Origin of the sequence: Saltatorellus ferox (assembly GCA_007751475.1) — a bacterium.
GTDB lineage: Bacteria > Planctomycetota > UBA1135 > UBA1135.
On sequence record CP036434.1, the window covers coordinates 7394467 to 7411017 of the forward strand.

At 68.5% G+C, this 16551-nt stretch carries 14 protein-coding genes; 12 read left to right on the forward strand and 2 right to left on the reverse strand.

All coding sequences use genetic code 11. The features are described 5' to 3' along the window. Nucleotides 1-86 precede the first annotated feature (86 nt). Nucleotides 87-866: a CBS domain-containing protein gene (locus Poly30_RS26790; RefSeq protein WP_145205170.1), complete on the reverse strand. Its 780-nt coding sequence runs from the start codon at nt 864-866 to the stop codon at nt 87-89. Between the two features lie 261 nt (nt 867-1127). Here Poly30_RS26790 and Poly30_RS26795 point away from each other — a divergent pair, with 261 nt between their 5' ends. Both Poly30_RS26795 and Poly30_RS26800 read left to right on the forward strand, forming a co-directional pair. Then, a complete protein-coding gene (locus Poly30_RS26795) occupies nt 1128-2633 on the forward strand; it encodes a hypothetical protein (RefSeq protein WP_145205173.1) in 1506 nt (501 codons plus the stop codon). 34 nt (nt 2634-2667) lie between these two features. Then, nucleotides 2668-3327 carry a flavodoxin family protein gene (locus tag Poly30_RS26800; RefSeq protein WP_145205176.1) on the forward strand — a complete coding sequence of 220 codons (660 nt, stop codon included), beginning with the start codon at nt 2668-2670 and terminating at the stop codon, nt 3325-3327. Between the two features lie 16 nt (nt 3328-3343). Here Poly30_RS26800 and Poly30_RS26805 read toward each other — a convergent pair whose 3' ends face one another. Further along, nucleotides 3344-4654: a peptidylprolyl isomerase gene (locus Poly30_RS26805; protein WP_145205181.1), complete on the reverse strand. Its 1311-nt coding sequence runs from the start codon at nt 4652-4654 to the stop codon at nt 3344-3346. 58 nt (nt 4655-4712) lie between these two features. Here Poly30_RS26805 and Poly30_RS26810 point away from each other — a divergent pair, with 58 nt between their 5' ends. The 10 genes from Poly30_RS26810 (at nt 4713) to Poly30_RS26855 (ending at nt 16521) form a co-directional block, all read left to right on the forward strand. Next, nucleotides 4713-5852: a carboxypeptidase-like regulatory domain-containing protein gene (locus tag Poly30_RS26810; RefSeq protein WP_145205184.1), complete on the forward strand. Its 1140-nt coding sequence runs from the start codon at nt 4713-4715 to the stop codon at nt 5850-5852. Nucleotides 5853-5862: 10 nt separating this feature from the next. Continuing rightward, nucleotides 5863-7722, forward strand: coding sequence for an FAD-dependent oxidoreductase (locus tag Poly30_RS26815; protein ID WP_145205187.1), 1860 nt, complete (start codon nt 5863-5865; stop codon nt 7720-7722). A gap of 136 nt (nt 7723-7858) precedes the next feature. Continuing rightward, nucleotides 7859-8059 carry a hypothetical protein gene (locus Poly30_RS26820; RefSeq protein ID WP_145205191.1) on the forward strand — a complete coding sequence of 67 codons (201 nt, stop codon included), beginning with the start codon at nt 7859-7861 and terminating at the stop codon, nt 8057-8059. Nucleotides 8060-8180: 121 nt separating this feature from the next. Beyond that, nucleotides 8181-9230 carry a uroporphyrinogen decarboxylase gene (gene hemE / locus Poly30_RS26825; RefSeq protein ID WP_145205194.1) on the forward strand — a complete coding sequence of 350 codons (1050 nt, stop codon included), beginning with the start codon at nt 8181-8183 and terminating at the stop codon, nt 9228-9230. Beyond that, nucleotides 9227-10639 (forward strand): oxygen-independent coproporphyrinogen III oxidase, encoded by a 1413-nt coding sequence (gene hemN / locus Poly30_RS26830; protein WP_419190716.1) that lies wholly within the window; start codon nt 9227-9229, stop codon nt 10637-10639. Before hemE ends, hemN begins: the two co-directional genes overlap by 4 nt. A 15-nt stretch (nt 10640-10654) precedes the next feature. Next, complete coding sequence (gene hemG / locus Poly30_RS26835; RefSeq protein WP_145205200.1) at nt 10655-12229, forward strand: protoporphyrinogen oxidase; 1575 nt, start codon at nt 10655-10657, stop codon at nt 12227-12229. Further along, complete coding sequence (gene ccsA, locus Poly30_RS26840) at nt 12226-13065, forward strand: cytochrome c biogenesis protein CcsA (protein ID WP_145205203.1); 840 nt, start codon at nt 12226-12228, stop codon at nt 13063-13065. Before hemG ends, ccsA begins: the two co-directional genes overlap by 4 nt. A gap of 13 nt (nt 13066-13078) precedes the next feature. Continuing rightward, nucleotides 13079-14335 (forward strand): glutamyl-tRNA reductase, encoded by a 1257-nt coding sequence (gene hemA, locus Poly30_RS26845; RefSeq protein WP_145205206.1) that lies wholly within the window; start codon nt 13079-13081, stop codon nt 14333-14335. Continuing rightward, on the forward strand, nt 14332-15816 hold the full coding sequence (locus Poly30_RS26850; RefSeq protein WP_419190717.1) for a sulfatase: 1485 nt from the start codon (nt 14332-14334) through the stop codon (nt 15814-15816). The genes hemA and Poly30_RS26850 overlap by 4 nt, the downstream gene beginning before the upstream one ends. A 6-nt stretch (nt 15817-15822) precedes the next feature. Continuing rightward, nucleotides 15823-16521 (forward strand): hypothetical protein, encoded by a 699-nt coding sequence (locus Poly30_RS26855; RefSeq protein WP_145205212.1) that lies wholly within the window; start codon nt 15823-15825, stop codon nt 16519-16521. Nucleotides 16522-16551 lie beyond the last annotated feature (30 nt).

The following is a 16551-nucleotide window of genomic DNA, read 5'->3' on the forward strand; positions in this document are numbered from 1 at the left end:
ACCTCATCGAAGTGATCAGCGGTGCGTGATCGCGCCGAATCGCAATCTGTGGCGCTGATTCTCTGTGGAGCTGACTCGTGGATCGATCAGAGCGCATCCAGCAGGTAGCCCAGCAGGTCCGACGTCGTCACGATACCCAGGTCGCCGCTCTCGCTCGTCACCACCAGCGCGCCTATACGGCGGTCGCTCATCACCGCCGCGGCCTGGGAGATGGGAAGGTCCTCGTGGACCGTGACCACTCCCTCCGTCATGAAATCCCGGGCTTCGATGCTCCAGTCGTTCTTGTCCGCATCGGCTCGGCGCATGTCCCTGTCCGACACCATGCCAAGGAGCTTGTCGCCGTCGGCCACGGGGACGTGACGGATGTCCTTGGCCGACATCAGCTCGTCGATCTGGGCGAGCGTCGCGTCCGGGGCCACGACGAACGCTCGAGGGGCTCCCAGGGAACCGATCGTGGCGTCCATGGACGAGTTGACTCGGTCTCGTTCGGCGATGAGGCCCACGAGGTCCATCTCGGAAATGATCCCGAGGAGCTTGCCGTCTTCGATCACCGGGACGCAGCCGATGTGTCGCGCGAAGACCTCGGTCGCGGCGGCGAGCGCGTCATCGCCCGGGTTCACCGTGATGACGTCCCGATGCATCACGTCACGGACCCAGCGCGGGACCGCATCGGCATCGCGCTCGACTCCGCGCCAGCCAGCGACACCCAGCAAGTCGCGGTTGGAGACGACGCCGATCAGGTGTTCGCCGTCCACCACCGGCAGATGCCGGATGGCATGCTCGTCCATGGTGCGGAGAGCGGTCTCCAGGGATGCGTCCTCGTCGATGGTGACGGGGCTTGCGGTCATGAACTCTTGGACCTTCATCGGAATCTCGGGCGAGGGGTGAACGGAGGGTAGAGATCCACTCTGGCGCAGGCGGACGTAGGCGTCTCTACGCAAGAGGGCGTAGCCCGTGGACGGGAAGTTCGGACGGCGGGCAGGTGTACGCAGATCGTGAGCTGGCCATGGGCCGTTCAGCCCATCGCCGCGTCCACCCGCGCCGCGTCACATGGGGCCTTGAGAATGACGTTGGTCGTTCCGTGTCGCCCCGCCAAGACCGGGCCCCTGGCCCGCCCCAATGATCCCATGAGACGCTTCCTTCCGACTCTCACCGCGGCCACCGCCGTGCTTGCGTTCGCCTCTACCGTTCCCGCGTACTGTGCAGAGACGACCCTCTCGATCCGGCCCACGCCGGGTCAACCTGGGAACGAGTGGACCGCCGTCATCCGTGGCGCCGCCGGGTCTCCCTACGTGCTCTTCGCTCAGCCAGAAGGAATGAAGCAACTTTCGATGTTCCTCACGAGTGGGGTTCTCGACGGGCAGGGTCGCGCCACGTACGCCTTCGATCTTCCTGCCGCCTTCCAGCACCTGGGACTGAACGCCCGGGTACGCGCCCTCTCGACCGACGCCCAGGGACATCGCAGCTCCTCCAACGACGCCGGCATCGGCTGCTCCGTCATGCCGTTCGAGCGCTTCGGCGCCGACCATCAGCTGCACGCCGTGACCGTGGCCGCCGGCGAGGAGATCGCCGAGCAGTGGAGCGCCGTCGGCATGCACGTCTCAGCCGTCAGCGCCGTGGCAGGCCCGGACATGGTCATCGCGTTCGACTCGTCCAACCCCACCGGCGGGGACCTGGACCTCGTCACGCCCGGCCCTGGCACTGGCAACGACTTCGCGTTCCACAACCTGATGATCATCGCCGAGAACGACATCGACCTCGACGCCGACGGCCTCGTCGACGATCCCGATGACGCGCAGTTCGGCGGCACGATGTCCTTCACCTGGGATTCGCCCGTTCTTGCCGGGTCGGTGACGCTCGTCGACGTCGATGCGATCGACCTGATGGGGGCCGAGGTGCGGACCTACCTCGCGGGCGCGCTCGTCGAGAACCTCTTCGTTCCTGGCCTCGACGACAACAACGTTCAGATCGTCCCGCTCGATAGCGCCACCCGCATCGACGAGCTCCAGGTCGAGTTCTCCGGCTCCGGCGCCGTCGCCGAGGTCGAGTTCCTTCCCTGTCCTCTCCACCTCAACTTCGACGAATCGACGACCGGCATTCCGTTCGGTCGCCAGACCGGTGAGATCGTCGACCTGCAGTGGCTCGGCCAGGGCGTCTCGATCTCCGGCGTCACCAACAACCCGGCCCACCCGGACGCGGTCGTGATCTTCGACACCGCGAACCCGACGGGCGGCGACACGGACCTCGTGACCCCCGGCTACGGGATCGGCAACACGGAGGCACGGGGCCAGGTCCTCATCCTCGCGGAGAACGTCGTCGACGCCAACGCCGACGGACTGGTCGACGATCCGGGGGATAGCCCGAACGGCGGCACCTTCACCATCGACTTCTCCACCTGCGTCACGCTGGAGAGCGGCACCGTCCTGGATATCGACAGCGCCGAGCCGGACTGTTTCTTCGAAGCGTTCGACGAGAACGGGCTCTCCCTCGGGACCTGGCCTCTCGCTCAGATCGGCGACAACTCGATCCAGACCATCGACTTCGGCGGGCTCCCGCTCGTCCGTCGGCTCGAACTCACGCTGTGCGCCTCGGGCGCGCTGACCGACCTCGTGTACTGCCCGACGCCTCAATAGCAGCCCTGCGATCAGGGACCACCCCCATCAAGCCATGGATAGCAGAAGAACCACGCTCGTCGTCGGCCTGATGGGGAGCTACCACCTCCACGGAACGATCGATGAGGCCGTCGAAGCCGCCCTCGAAGGGGCGCGCGGGCGCGGCGCCGCCACCCGCAAGATCGTCCTGATGAAGCAGCACATCGAGTTCTGCTCCAACTGCCGCGGTTGCACCGAATGCGCGGGGCCTGACCGCGGGCACTGTCCCATCGAGGATGATCTCGACGACGTCCTCGCCAAGCTCGAAGATGCCGACGGGATCGTCCTCGCGGCTCCCGTGAACTTCGGTGACGTCAACGCCCTCGTCCGGCAACTGCTGGAGCGAATGGTGGGCTACGCGTACTGGCCAGCCACGGCGCGAGGCCCGCGACTTCGGTCCCGCAAGACCACGGGCCGGGCGCTCCTCATCACGTCTTCGGCGGCGCCAGCAATCATGACCCGGACCATGGCTCGTCCCTTCAAGACGCTCCGCCGCATGGCGCGCTTGCTCGGCAAGCGCCCGTGCGGGACGCTCGTCATGGGGCTGCAGTCGCCGAACGAGGGCCCGACCGAGACGCAGCTGGAGCGCGCTCGGGTGCGCGGGGCCGAGCTGGCCGACCTCTCCGCGCACTATCTCACGCACCCGACCGAGCCGCGCGAGCACATGACCGCGTGATGGCTCCGCAACTCGCTCACTCCAATCGCTTCACCACGCGGTAGCCCATCGATCCCTTCTTGGCGTCGTGATCCAGCACGATCACCTCGCCCACTTTCATGGTGAAGGCTGCATTGGCCAGGGTCGAGTCGAGCTTGGCCCTCGGCACGGTGAGCGCCGCTCCGAGGCTCACCTGGGCCGCGTTGAACTCCTCCTGGAGGGCTTTCATCGCCGTCTGGTACTCGTCTCGCTTGATCTTCGCCGAACTCATGTCGGCCTGGATCTGCTCCGCGCGCTTCTGGAACTTGCGCAGGAGATCGAACTGCTGACGCTCCCCCGCGCGGTCGCGGACGCCGCGATTGAGGACGCGGTAGTCGCCGGGCACCTCGTCCTCCTCCTGGGCGGGAAGCTCGCTGTACTCGCGCACCAGGACGGACATATCCGCACCTCCTTCGACGTCGGCCTTGAGCTTCGCCGCCAGAGCGCGCGCCTCTTCTTCGGTACGCGTGGCCTTGACCCCGCGCGTCATGTCCTTGAAGCCCACGAGCACCTGCTGGATCCGGACCCTGCGCGGCTCGCCGCCGAGATCGACCTCTGGCTCGGGCCGCTCCACGGTCTCGCCCGTCGGTGCGACGCCTTCGATCACCTTCGCGGTGGTGATCTTGGCGGACTGCGTCGGCCTGGAGTTCTCGCCCGTCGCCGAGCGAGTCACCGAGATGTTCGCCAGCTTCTCGAGCGTCTCCACGCCGCTGGTCAGCTTGCCGAAAGACGCGTACTTGCCGTCGAGGCCCCAGACGCTCTGTGACTCGTCACAGCAGAGAAAGAACTGTGACGAGGCCGAGTTGACGTCGTTCCCCCCGCGGGCCATCGAGAGCACGCCGTAGCCGTGCTGGCGCTCGGGCTCCTCGGAAAACTCGGCCTGGATCTTGCCGTGGGGGCTGCCGCCCATGCCCGTTCCCTGGGGATCGCCGCCCTGGACCATGAAGTCGCGGAGGATCCGGTGGAAGGTGAGCCCGTCGTAGAAGCCCTCGTCCGCGAGACGGAGGAAGTTGCGCGTGGTGATCGGCGCGCCCTCGGTCCACATGTCGAAGGTCATCGTCCCGACGTCCTGGCCGTCGATCTCGCACGCCATGGCGATGTAGTACTTGGCCAGTTCCGCGTCGGAGATCGGCCCGCCCGGGGCGAAGCGATTCGCCTGGGGATCGACCGGCGCAGAGGGCTGGGCGCTTTCCGTGTCCGATGGCTGTCCCGGGTGGGCTTCGCTGTCAGCGCAGGCGCCGAGGGTGAAGGAGCCGAGAATGGCGGCCGCGGAGAGGGCCAATCGGGAGGAGATCAGGGGCAGCAGCATGGAGATGACGTGGTCAGAAACCGTGGGAGGGAGGGGCGATACGGGTACGGTGTAGGCGATGTTGGTCCCCGACTCGATGATTCATCGGAACACGGTTCATCGGAACACGGTTCATCGGCAGGCGGGCCGCCTCCGAGCCGGGATTCTCGTGGCTCTGGTCGCGGTGGCCGCGGGCGGCCTGGCCGCGCTGGGCCTGCTGGAGCCCGCGGGCGCTCCGGGAGCCGCCAGCGGGGTCGCGCCGGGTGAGCGCCAGCTCTCCCCCAAGGTCGACCCCGCGGACAGGCTCGGCGCGGCGAACCGCGGCGATCGCCAGGGCCTGCCTGCGGAGGTGAACTCCGGGGCCGATCGCGCCCCTGCGACCGCTCCCGCCGCGCGCGAACCCGCCGAAGAGACGGCGCAGTGGACGCTCCAGCTCACCATCCTCGATAGCGCCCGCCAGCCGATCCAGGACGCCCGCTTCGACGTCGTCGGACCCGGCGACGTCAACGTGCTCTGGAAGCGACTCGACGGGAGGCTCGAGTTCCGCGTCGATCGGCCCGGGGAATACGTTCTGACGCTCGACGGCCCGGAATCGGACCGCGAGGACGTCGCCCCCTTCACCACCGCGGTCCATCGCTGGCAGGCCCAGCCCGGTCAACCCGAAACCCGTGCCGAGGTCGTCCTCCACCGCGCTGCCCGCATCGTCGGGAGCTTCGAGTGCACGGATGGCAGCTCCCCCGAATCGGCCGGAATCGACATCTTCCACGTCGCCACCGAGGAGTGGAGCACCGCCGCCGCGATCGACGACGGCACCTTCGTCAGCAGCTGGATGCCCGCAGGGGAAGTGATCATCTACTCGCGCAACGGCAGCTGGTCCGATACCGACCTCAAGGACCGCGAGGTGCTCAACCTGAGCGAAGGCCAGAGCCACGCCTATCACGGCACGCTCGCGCCGGCCATCGACCTCACCGGCTCGGTCGTCGATACGGCCGGGAGGCCGCTCGCCAGCGTCGCCGTCAAGGTCCGCGACGAGCGCAATCCCATCTACACCGAGTCCGTCCTGTCCGAGCCGGACGGCAGCTTCCTCTGCGACGGCCTCTATCCGGGGGTCTACCTGCTTTCCATGCCGAAGTCGGTCGACACGCCGGACGTGCGGTTCGAGGTGCGGCGCGGGACGACCCGCGTGGACATGGGCAACCTCGTTTTCCGCAGGGAGTAAGCTTGGAAGGATGCTGCTTCTCCTCGCGACCGCGTCCCTCATCGCCCCATCTCAAATCGAGACTCAAGTGCTCCTGGAGTGCGAGGCCTTCGACGAACTCGGCGGCTGGGTCCTCGACCAGCAGTTCATGGACCTCATGGGTTCGCCGTTCCTCTTGGCCCACGGGATGGGCTCGCCCGTGGAGAACGCGGCCACCGAGTTCTCCGTCGAAGCGCCCAGTAGCTATCGAGTCTGGGCACGAACGCGCGATTGGGTGGCGCCGTGGGGCAAAGAGGGCGCGCCAGGGCGGTTCCAGGTCCTCGTTAACGGGGAAGCCGTGGACACCGTGTTTGGCACGGAAGGAGCGGGTTGGCACTGGCAGCGCGGCGGCGTCGTTCGCCTGGAAGGCCAGAACCGCGCCGAGCTGCACGATCTCACCGGTTTCGAGGGCCGCTGCGACGCGCTGCTCTTCGCGAGCGACCTCGAATGGACGCCGCCCGGTGACCCCGGAGCCTGCGAGGCCCTGCGCCAGGAACTGCTGGGCCTCCCGGAGGTCCCGACCGACCGCGGAAGCTTCGACCTCGTGGTCGTGGGCGGCGGAACCGCCGGAACCGCGGCGGCCGTGACCGCCGCGCGCCTCGGGCTGAAGGTCGCGCTCATCCAGGACCGGCCCGTGCTGGGCGGAAACTCCAGCTCCGAGGTCCGCGTCTGGCCCGAAGGCCACGTGAACCAGAAGCCCTATCCGCGGCTCGGCGACGTCGTGATGGAGATCGTTCCGGTTCGCGGTCCGGACTCCAAGAACGCCCAGGGCGCCCATGTGTTCGACGACGAGCGGAAGCTCGAGGTCTGCCGCGCGGAGCCGAACCTGACGCTCTTCCTGGAGAGTCGAATGAACGGTGCCCACGCCGAGAACGGCTCGATCCGGTCCGTGGTGTTCGAGAACGTCCGCACCGCCGAGCGCTCTGTCGTCCGCGGCGACCTCTTCCTCGACAGCACCGGCGACGGCGCGCTCGGCTTCCTCGTCGGCGCCGACTTCGAGCAGACCGACGAGGGCCACATGGGAGCCAGCAACCTCTGGAATATCCAGTGCCTCTGCGAGGACGAGGACCCGCTCTCCTCGGAGCTCGAAGCCGCGTGCGAACTCGCGACGTTCCCGCGGTGTGAGTGGGCGGTCGACCTGCGCGAGCGCCCTTTCCCCGGGCGCGAGCAGGGGAGCCGCGAGCCCCAGGCCGGTGCGAAGCCGATCAGCCTCGGGAACTGGTTCTGGGAGAACGGCTTCGATCGCGACCCGATCCACGAAATGGAGCGCATCCGCGACCAGAACTTCCGGGCCATGTACGGCGCCTGGGACGCCATCAAGAACGTCGAGAAGCGCTATCCCGCCCACAAGCTGGGCTGGGTCGCCTACATCGCCGGAAAGCGCGAGTCGCGCCGCCTCCTCGGGGACGTGATCCTGACCGGCGAGGACCTCCGCGACGGCACGGTGTTCCCCGATGGCTGCTTCCCCTGCACCTGGGGCATCGATACGCACCACCCGAACCCGAAGTACGCCCAGGGCCACGAGGGCGAGGAGTTCATCGCCGACTACACCCACGGCAAGGGCTACGTCTATCAGGGGCCCTACTGGGTGCCCTATCGGTGCCTCTACAGCCGCAACATCGGGAACCTCTTCATGGCCGGTCGGGACATCTCCGTGACCCACGAGGCCCTCGGGGCCGTTCGCGTGATGAAGACGACCGGCGCGATGGGCGAGGTGGTCGGCATGGCCGCGGCCGTGGCGCGGAAGCACGGATGCAGCCCGAGGGCGGTCCACGACGATCACCTCGATGAGCTCTTCGCGGCCATCGAAGCGGGCGCGGGGAAGCGCTCGGACCAGCCAGCGGCACGCTGACGAGTGCGCCCGAATCCTGTCTGTCCTGACCGACAGACATGATTCAACTCTCATCAATACAGAGCCAAGTTTTCAGTCTGCCTACCGATAGTGCACGGTATGCCGCATAACAGCGGCCTCGCACCCGTATCGGTTTATGAAGTCGCTCCGCATTTCCCTCGCTTGCCTCGCTGTCGCCACCCTCGCGGGCGGCCTCAGCTTCCTCCCCGAGAACCTCTGGTGGTCCCTCCCGAACGCTTGGGACGGCGCCCTGAGGATCGTCTGCGTTACGGGCCTCCTCGGGTTTGCGGTCGCCTTCATGGTGAGCCTCGACCGCCAGTCGCTGGTCAAGTCGTAGGCCGGGCCACCCGCCGAGGGCGGAAGCGCGCATCTGATCGGCCCGACCGGCCGATACCCCCTATAATCACGGCTCCCCCTCACGCCGAGGGGAACCATGCCCCAGGGCCTCTTTTGCCGCTATGAACTCCCGCCAACGCTTCCTCGCCGCCTGCCGGCGCGAGGAGACCGACCGCCCACCCGCCTGGATGATGCGCCAGGCTGGCCGCTACCTCCCCGAGTACCGCGAGGTCCGCAGCGGGTCCACCTTCCTCGGCATGGTCCACGATTCCGATCGCGCGGCCGAGGTCACGATGCAGCCGATCCGCCGCTACGGCCAGGACGCGGCCGTGATCTTCTGCGACATCCTGGTTCCGCCCGCTGCGATGGGCATGGACGTCGAGTTCATCGAGGGCCAGGGCCCGGTCCTCGGCCCGCCGATCCGCAACCGCGAGGCCGTCGATCGACTCCAGGACTTCGACGCGAACGACGCCACCGGGTTTCTCGGCGACTCGATCCGAAAGGTCAGGGCTGAACTCGGAGACGAGCGCGCCATCATCGGCTTCTGCGGCGCTCCGTTCACGGTCGCCAGCTACATGGTCGAGGGCCAGTCCTCCCGCAACTTCGAGAACACCAAGCAGATGATGCTCGGCGACCCCGAGACCTTCGATCGCCTGCTCACGCGGGTGACGGACAACTCGGTCGGCTACCTGAAGATGCAGGCCGACGCCGGCGCGGACGTGCTCCAGATCTTCGACTCGTGGGGCGGCGCCCTCTCGGCCGAGGTCTACCGCGAGCGGCTCTTCCCCCACGTCCAGCGCCTCGTCGCCGAGGCCAAGGGCTTCGGCGTCCCCGCGATCCTCTACGTAAACGGCTGTTCGCACCTCCTGGAGGTCATGGCCGACACCGGCGCCGATGTCCTCGGCATCGACTGGCGCGTGAACCCCGCCGAGGCGATCGCCCGCGTCGGAGACCGCGTCGCGCTCCAGGGCAACCTCGATCCCTGCACGCTCTTCGCGCCGCCCGACGTCGTCCGCCGCGAGGCCGCGAAGAACCTCGACGCCTTCACGGACCAGCGCGGCTACATCTTCAACCTGGGGAGCGGCATCCTGCCGAAGACGCCCCTCGAGAGCGTCGCCGCCCTCTGGGAGACCGTCCTCGGAAGCCCCCTGCCCGAGGCGGCCACCGCGTGAGCGATCGCCTCGAAGTCCCGAAGGAGCTCCTGCAGCGCTACGCCACCTCGGCGCCGCGCTACACGTCGTATCCGACCGCCATCGACTGGGAGAAGGACCCGGAGAAGGCCTTCGATCCGGCGCAGTACGAGGCGCGACTCGCCGCGGCGGCCGAGGCGCGGCCCGACGAGCCGCTCTCGCTCTACACGCACGTCCCCTACTGCGCGGAACTTTGCCTCTTCTGCGGCTGCAACGTCCAGATCAGCCGCTCGGACGAGCGGCGCGAGCGCTACCTCGAAGCCGTCGAGGACGAGCTCCAGTTTCTGGAGCGCACCGGCATCCAAGAGCGCCCGGTCCAGCAGTTCCACTGGGGCGGCGGCACGCCGACCAGCCTCACATCGCCGCAGATCGAGCGCCTCTTCACCTCGATCATGTCACGCTTCCGCTTCGCCAAAGGCGCGGAGGTCTCGATCGAGGTGGACCCGCGCGTGACCACCCATGAGCAGGTCGAGACGCTGTGCCAGCTCGGCTTCACGCGGATCTCCATGGGCATCCAGGACTTCCAGCCGGACGTTCAGAAAGCGATCAAGCGCGTGCAGTCCGAGGAGCAAACGCGCGCGCTGATCGACGCGTCGCGCGCCGCCGGCATGACCTCGGTCAACGTCGACCTGATCTACGGCCTGCCGCACCAGACCCGCGCCAGCTTCGCCGAGACCGTCGCCAAGATCCTGGAGATCCGCCCCGAGCGCGTCGCTCTCTTCCACTACGCGCACGTGCCGTGGATGAAGAAGCACCAGAACGCGATGGACATCGACGCGATGCCGAACGCCGGGGACAAGCTCGATATCTTCGCGGACTCGATCGCCGCGTTCAGCCAAGCGGGCTACGTCTACCTCGGCCTCGACCACTTCGCGCTGCCGGACGACGAGCTGAGCCTTGCCGCCAAGGACGGCTCGCTGCACCGTAACTTCATGGGCTACACGACCCAGCGCGGCCGCGAGATGGTTTCCCTCGGCGTGTCCTCCATCGGCGAGATCGACGACACCTACGTCCAGAACGTCGCGAACGAGCCCGAGTACGTCGCGCTCACGAGGGAGCGCGGCTACGCGACCTATCGCGGGCACAGAATGTCAGCCGAGGACAGGCTGCGCCGCGACGTGATCCTCGAGCTCATGTGCAACGGGCGCATCGATAAGCCGCGCATCGAGGCCGAGCACGGCATCGTGTTCGACGAGACGTTCGCGATCGAATTGACCGAGCTCGAGCCCATCGCCGCCGACGGCCTCGTGACTCTCGGCAGCGACCTGATCGAGCTGACCGACATCGGACAGGTGCTGATGCGCAACGTCGCCGTTCCGTTCGACCGATACATGCGCCTTCGGAAGGCCCGCGGCGAAACGACCTCGAACACCTTCTCGAAGACCCTCTAGCCTGATTCCCTTTCCATGCCGTTCTCCACGGGCAACACCGCTGACCTCGTCGATGCCATCGTCATCGGCGCCGGCCTGACCGGTCTGAGCTGCGCGCACACGCTTCGCCAGCGCGGATTGCGCGTGCTCCTTCTGGAGGCGGGGAAACAGGTCGGCGGCGTCGTCGGCACCATGGAAGCGGGCGGCTTTCTCTTCGAGAGCGGCCCGAACACGGTCCCTGCCAGCGCGCTTCATCTGCGCGCCGCGGCGGAGTCCCTCGGGATCGCCAACCAGCTCGTGACCTCGAAGCCCGAGGCGAAGCGCCGCTTTCTCTTCCAGGACGGCGGCCTGCACGCGCTGCCGTCGGGACCCGGCTCGTTCCTGAAGACACCGCTGCTCTCGCGTCGTGCGAAGCGCCGCGTCATGGGCGAGCCGTTCCGCAAGTACGTCCCGCCGCCCAAGGGCGCGCCGGAGCCCACGTTCGAGGCGTTCCTCACCGAGCGCATCGGCTCCGAGGCGACGCGGACGCTGGCGGGAGCGTTCGTGCGTGGCGTCTACGCGGCCGAGATCGAGGACCTGGGCTCGACGAGCGCTTTCCCGCGACTGACGGCGCTCTGCGCCGAGCACGGAGGACTCGTCCGCGGCATGATCGCCCGCGGGCGCGCCGCGCGGAAGGCCCGCAAGGACGGCACCGCCGTCGAGGCGCCGGGCCCGCGCACCTCGCCGACGGACCTGATCTCGTTCACCGGCGGTTTCGGCGTGCTCACGGATGCGTATCGCCGCTCGCTGAAGGACTCCGTGTCGCTCAGCACACCGATCCAGGAGATCGACCGCGGACCGGGCGGCTGGCGCGCGGTGCTGGAGAGCGGCGAGGCGCTGAGCTGCCGCGAGCTGGTGCTCGCGGTGCCCGCGCCGGCGGCTTCGCCGCTGCTCGCGATGTGCGCGCCAGAGCGGCTCGACACCAGCGCACTCGATCGGATTCAGCACGCAGCCGTCACGGCGGTCCACCTCGGCCTCGAGGGCGCTCCGCTCCCCCCGGGCTTCGGCTACCTCGTGCCGCCCGATGAAGCCGCGCGGCGCGACCCGCGCACTCCGCGGGTGCTCGGCACGCTCTTCGTCTCGAACATCTTCGGTGGCCGCGCGCCGTCAGGCACCAGCTCGATCACGGCGATGTTCCGGGGCGGCGACGTGGCGGACCTCGTCGGCGATGACCTGGTCGATCGTGCCGTGGTCGAGCTGGAGAAGGCGCTCATCGGCTACGAGGCGGTCACGCCGGGTGCGCCGGAGCGCAAGACGCGGCCCCGAGTCGTCGCGAGCCGCGTCCAGCGCTGGACGAACGTCATCCCGCGGTACGCGCCCGGGCACGCCGCCGAGATGACGAAGCTCGTCGCGAGCCTGGAGCGCGCGCTTCCGGGGCTCCATCTCGCCGGCAGCTACCTGGGCGGCGTGTCCGTGGACGATCGCATCCGGGTGGGCAAGGAGACGGCGGAGCGCATCGCCGAGCGCCTCGCTCACCTTTCGGAACTCCGTGGGGGTGCCAGGGACAAGCGCGCGCCGGAAGGCGCTGCGGAGCCAGGCGCGGTCGGGAGCGACCGCGGAGCGGCGTCATGATGGCGAACCTCATCCAGGCGCTCACGGTCTTCTTGCCGAGCGGCTATCTCATCGCGGCGCTGCTGTACGCGATGGCGTTCGCGGGCGAAACGGGTCCCGACGTCCGTCGCTATCGTCCGCCTCTCCTCCGCACGCTCACGCTGCTGCACCTCGGACTGTTCGTGCTCCACGGCATGGCGACGGGCGGATTCCCGGTCTTCGATGCCTGGCTGTCCCTCTCTTCGGTCGCGTTCGCACTGGTCACCCTCTTCGCACTCGTCACCTGGCGCCATGACCAGGCGACCGTCGGCGCCCTCGTGCTGGTCGTCGTTGCCGCTCTCCAGATGCTCGCCAGCATGTTCGGGCCGACGGACGCGATCGCCATCGAGCGCTCGACCGAAGCGGGCGCCGCCACCGGTATCCACGTGGTCACCGCGGCCGTCGCGTGCGCTGCGCTGATCCTCTCGGGGCTCTACGGCTTCCTCTACCTGACGCTGCTGCGTCAGATGAAGCGGCAGACCTTCGGCGCGATCTTCCGCCAGCTCCCCGACCTGACGCAGCTCGTGCGCATGACGCGGCGCGCGGCGCTGGCGGGCTTCCTCGGGATGACACTGGGCGTCAACGTCGGCATCGGCGTCGCCCACGCCAAGGGCACCGTCGGCTTCCAGTACACCGACCCGATCGTACTGCTCACGCTCTCCGTCTGGCTGCACTTCGGGCTCATCGCGTTCTCGGGCAAGATCCGCGGCCTCACGGCCCAGCGGGCCAGCATGGCCGCCGTCGCGGGGCTGACCGTGCTGGTCGCGACGCTGCTCCTCGCCGTCGTTCCCGGGGCCACGTTCCACACGCTGCGCTGAGGCTTGCGGTCGAATGGAAACACTCGAAGACCTCGTCCTCGTGGGACTCTCCCAGCGCACGGCTCCCGTCGCCGTGCGCGAGCGGTACGCCGTGACGCCCGAGGACGCCTGCGACGTCGTCCGCCAGCTCGTGGCGTCCGATGCGATCGACGAGGCGGCCGTGATCTCCACGTGCAACCGCACCGAGGTCGTGGCGTCAGGACCCGACGGGTCGGCCGCGATCGCGCTGATTCGCTCGACGGTGCTTCGGAACATCGACGAGGCGCACGTGTACATGTTCACGGGCATCCGCGCGGTCATGCACCTCTTCCGGGTGGCCGCGGGGCTCGACAGCCTCGTGCTCGGCGAGAGCGAGATCCTCGGTCAGATCAAGCGCGGCTACGAGATCTCGAAGGAAGCGAACTGCCTGTCGACGCTGCTGGAACCGCTGCTGACCCAGTCGCTGATCGTCGGCAAGCGCGCGCGTAGCGAGACCTCCATCGGGCTCGGCTCGCTCTCGGTGGCGCGCGTGGGACTGGAGGTCGCGGCGCGGGCGCTGGGTCGCTACACAGGGCGCTCGGCGACGATCGTCGGCGCGGGTGAGACGGGGCTTCTGGCGGCCAAGCATCTACTGGACGCGGGCGTCTCGCGCCTCACGATCCTGAATCGCACGCTGGACCGCGCCGAATCGGCGGCGGTGGGTCTCGGGCCAAACGTCGAGGCCGCAGGGCTGGATGCACTGACCGAGCGTCTTTCGCGCGCTGACATCGGCGTCGTCTGCGTGGATGGCACGAGCGCGCTCATCACGCCGAAGAGCCTCGATCAGCGGTACCTGTCGCGCCGCGACCAGCCGCTCATTCTCCTGGACCTCTCGGTGCCTCGCGCGGTCGATCCGGCCGTGGCGGACCTCGACGGCGTGATCGTGTACGACCTCGACGCGCTTCTTCCGATCATCGAGGAGAACAAGCAGGGCCGCGCGGCCGCCGCCGAGGAGGTCGCGTCGATTCTCGTGACCGAAGTCCACAAGTACCTCAGCCTGCGAACCTACGCGCGCTTCACGCCCGCGATCCATGGGCTGAAGGAGAGCTTCCGCGAGGAGCGCGAGCGGATCATCGATCGCGTGACGAGTGGCCAGGCGACGCCGCGCGAGCTGGAGCTGGCGCACGCCATGGAGAAGCACTTCCTCGGGCTCGCGCTGGGCCAGCTCAAGGAGAGCGCGCGGCACACGCGGTCGGAGGCGGCGCTGGATCGCGCGTACCGGCGCTTCGTCGACGACCTGGGTGAGGCGTGAGCGCCGCCCGACGACGCTCACGCGGGCTCGGGCGCGCGGCCTTCGCCCTGGCTCTCGTCGCGGGAGCGGGCTGCTCGACGGAAGCGGACGACGCGCCGGTACCGCGGCATGTGGTCATGATTGTCATCGACACGCTGCGCGCGGATGCGCTCGGGTGCTACGGCGCCGAGGGGATCCTGGAGCCGGACGGATCGCGGAGGAGCCCGACGCCGAACCTCGACGCCTTGGGCGAACGGGGCATCCGCTTCGCCTCGGTCGAGAGCAGCTCCTCCTGGACCGTCACCTCCGCCGTGTCCTACCTCAGCGGCATGACGCCCATGGAGCACGGGGTCAATTCGAAGCTGATCAGCGCCATCCCGGACGACGTGCCGCTCTTGCCCATGGCGCTCGACGAAGCCGGCTTCGAAACCGCGGCCTTCGTCTGCAATCCGATGCTCGGGCCGAAGCTAGGCTTCGACCGCGGCTTCGATACGTTCGATCGAGACAAGTTCGCGCCCGCGGCGCCCGCCGTCAACAAGGCGCTGGCCTGGGCGAAGGAGCGCGTCGCGGCTTCGCCGGATCGGCGGCTTTTCCTCTACGTGCATCTGTTCGATCCGCACTGGCCCTACGACCCGGCACCCGAAGAAGCCGCGCGCTTCGCGCTGCCGGAGTCGCCGCTCTCGCCGGAGCAGCAGGTCACGGCCAGCATGGGGGCGCTCACCGGGAACGTCGAGGCGGCCCAGCAGCTCCTGGACTGGGTGCCCTGGTGTCTCGACGCCTACTCCGCGTGCGTGACCACGGCGGACCGCGAAACCGGGCGGCTGCTGAAGGGACTCGAGGCCCTCGGCATCCTGGACGACGCGCTGGTCGTCGCCACCTCGGACCACGGCGAGGAGTTCGGCGAGCACGGGGCGATCGGGCATGCGAAGCAACTCTACGCCGAGAGCCTGCGCGTGCCGCTCCTCATCGCCGGGCCCGGCATTCCCTCGGGAAGGCTCGCCACGGAGCCGTCGGAGCTCCGGAACCTGGCAGCGACGGTGTCCAGTCATCTGGAGCTGAACGGCGAGTGCCGGGTACGGGGCCTCGACCTCCTGGATCCCGCGGCGCGAGCGCGAGGGGCAAGCCAGGACCACGTGGCCGCGGTCCAGCAAGGAATCCTGCCGAGGGAGGAAGGCGGCTTCCGGCGCGTCCTCCAGATGATGAGCCTGCGGCGCGGCCGGGAACGCGCCATCGTGGGATTCGAAACTCGCTTCGAGGGAGGCGAGGCGTGGATCGAGACGCTCGACGAATCGGGCTACAGCCTGGGGCGGCGGCGGGCCGATCTCACGGGCGCGGAGGGGCCGATCCTGCCTCTTCTGGCGGAGCTCCAGGAGCGGGCCGAGTCCGCGCGGCTGGGCGCTGAGCTCGGCGCTTCGGACCTCGATGAACGCAAGACCCAGCTCCGGGAGCTCGGCTATTTCGGAGCCTCCGAGGACGACGAGACCGACGACGAGCAGCGCTGACCCCTCATGGCGAAGGACAACATGGAGCTCCTGCGGCGGTTCATCGCTGACGAGGAAGCGGCGCGCGCCCAAGGTCGCGAGGGAACGCTGTGGGAGAAGGAGCGTGGCCGGATGGGGCCGCTCGTCAGGCGTGCCTGGCGCTCGCTCAGCTGGAAGGAGTGCGAGCAGCTCTACACGCACCTGATGCGAAGGACGCGGCGCCTGCCCGCCGTCGGGGAGTTCGACTTCCTGAATCTCTTCAAGGCGTTCATCGAGCTGGATCCCGACTGGGATCGGATCGGACTGGCGTTTCGATTCGGCATGAACTCGGATGGACCTCTCACGACGGGCTTCGTCGAGACCCCGAAGAAGTTCGCCGAGCGGAACCAGCTCCTGGAGCGTTTCCGCGGCTTCCCCGACGCGGACCGACTTCGGGCCCGAGCCGCCAGGTTCCAGGAGGCCGCGGACCTCTACGGAGCGGCGGCGCTGGACGCGCTGCGCCACTGCGGGTATTCGGAAACGAAGGACCCGGACGAGGTCCCGGACAGCGTCACCTACTGGGGCCTGCTCCTCCTCGTCGCCTTCGATCCCGCGCGAAGACACGACTGCTGGGACGAGCTGGAGAGCCTGGAAGCCTTTGCCTCCGACGAACGACACCGCCGCGGCCTCGCCGAGACGGTGCGAGTCGTGGAAGAGACGCTGGATCGAGCTCGCCCCGGCCCGTAAATGAATCCGCTCCAGCACGACCATCGCTCG

Excerpts from the sequence above, each read along its gene's own strand:
- Poly30_RS26820 (WP_145205191.1), top strand. The coding sequence starts at position 7,859 with ATGAAGTCGCTCCGCATTTCCCTCGCTTGCCTCGCTGTCGCCACCCTC.
- hemG (WP_145205200.1), top strand. The coding sequence starts at position 10,655 with ATGCCGTTCTCCACGGGCAACACCGCTGACCTCGTCGATGCCATCGTC.
- Poly30_RS26795 (WP_145205173.1), top strand. The coding sequence starts at position 1,128 with ATGAGACGCTTCCTTCCGACTCTCACCGCGGCCACCGCCGTGCTTGCG.
- Poly30_RS26800 (WP_145205176.1), top strand. The coding sequence starts at position 2,668 with ATGGATAGCAGAAGAACCACGCTCGTCGTCGGCCTGATGGGGAGCTAC.
- ccsA (WP_145205203.1), top strand. The coding sequence starts at position 12,226 with ATGATGGCGAACCTCATCCAGGCGCTCACGGTCTTCTTGCCGAGCGGC.
- hemE (WP_145205194.1), top strand. The coding sequence starts at position 8,181 with ATGAACTCCCGCCAACGCTTCCTCGCCGCCTGCCGGCGCGAGGAGACC.
- Poly30_RS26805 (WP_145205181.1), bottom strand. The coding sequence starts at position 4,654 with ATGCTGCTGCCCCTGATCTCCTCCCGATTGGCCCTCTCCGCGGCCGCC.
- hemA (WP_145205206.1), top strand. The coding sequence starts at position 13,079 with ATGGAAACACTCGAAGACCTCGTCCTCGTGGGACTCTCCCAGCGCACG.
- Poly30_RS26815 (WP_145205187.1), top strand. The coding sequence starts at position 5,863 with ATGCTGCTTCTCCTCGCGACCGCGTCCCTCATCGCCCCATCTCAAATC.
- Poly30_RS26790 (WP_145205170.1), bottom strand. The coding sequence starts at position 866 with ATGAAGGTCCAAGAGTTCATGACCGCAAGCCCCGTCACCATCGACGAG.
- Poly30_RS26855 (WP_145205212.1), top strand. The coding sequence starts at position 15,823 with ATGGCGAAGGACAACATGGAGCTCCTGCGGCGGTTCATCGCTGACGAG.
- Poly30_RS26810 (WP_145205184.1), top strand. The coding sequence starts at position 4,713 with ATGTTGGTCCCCGACTCGATGATTCATCGGAACACGGTTCATCGGAAC.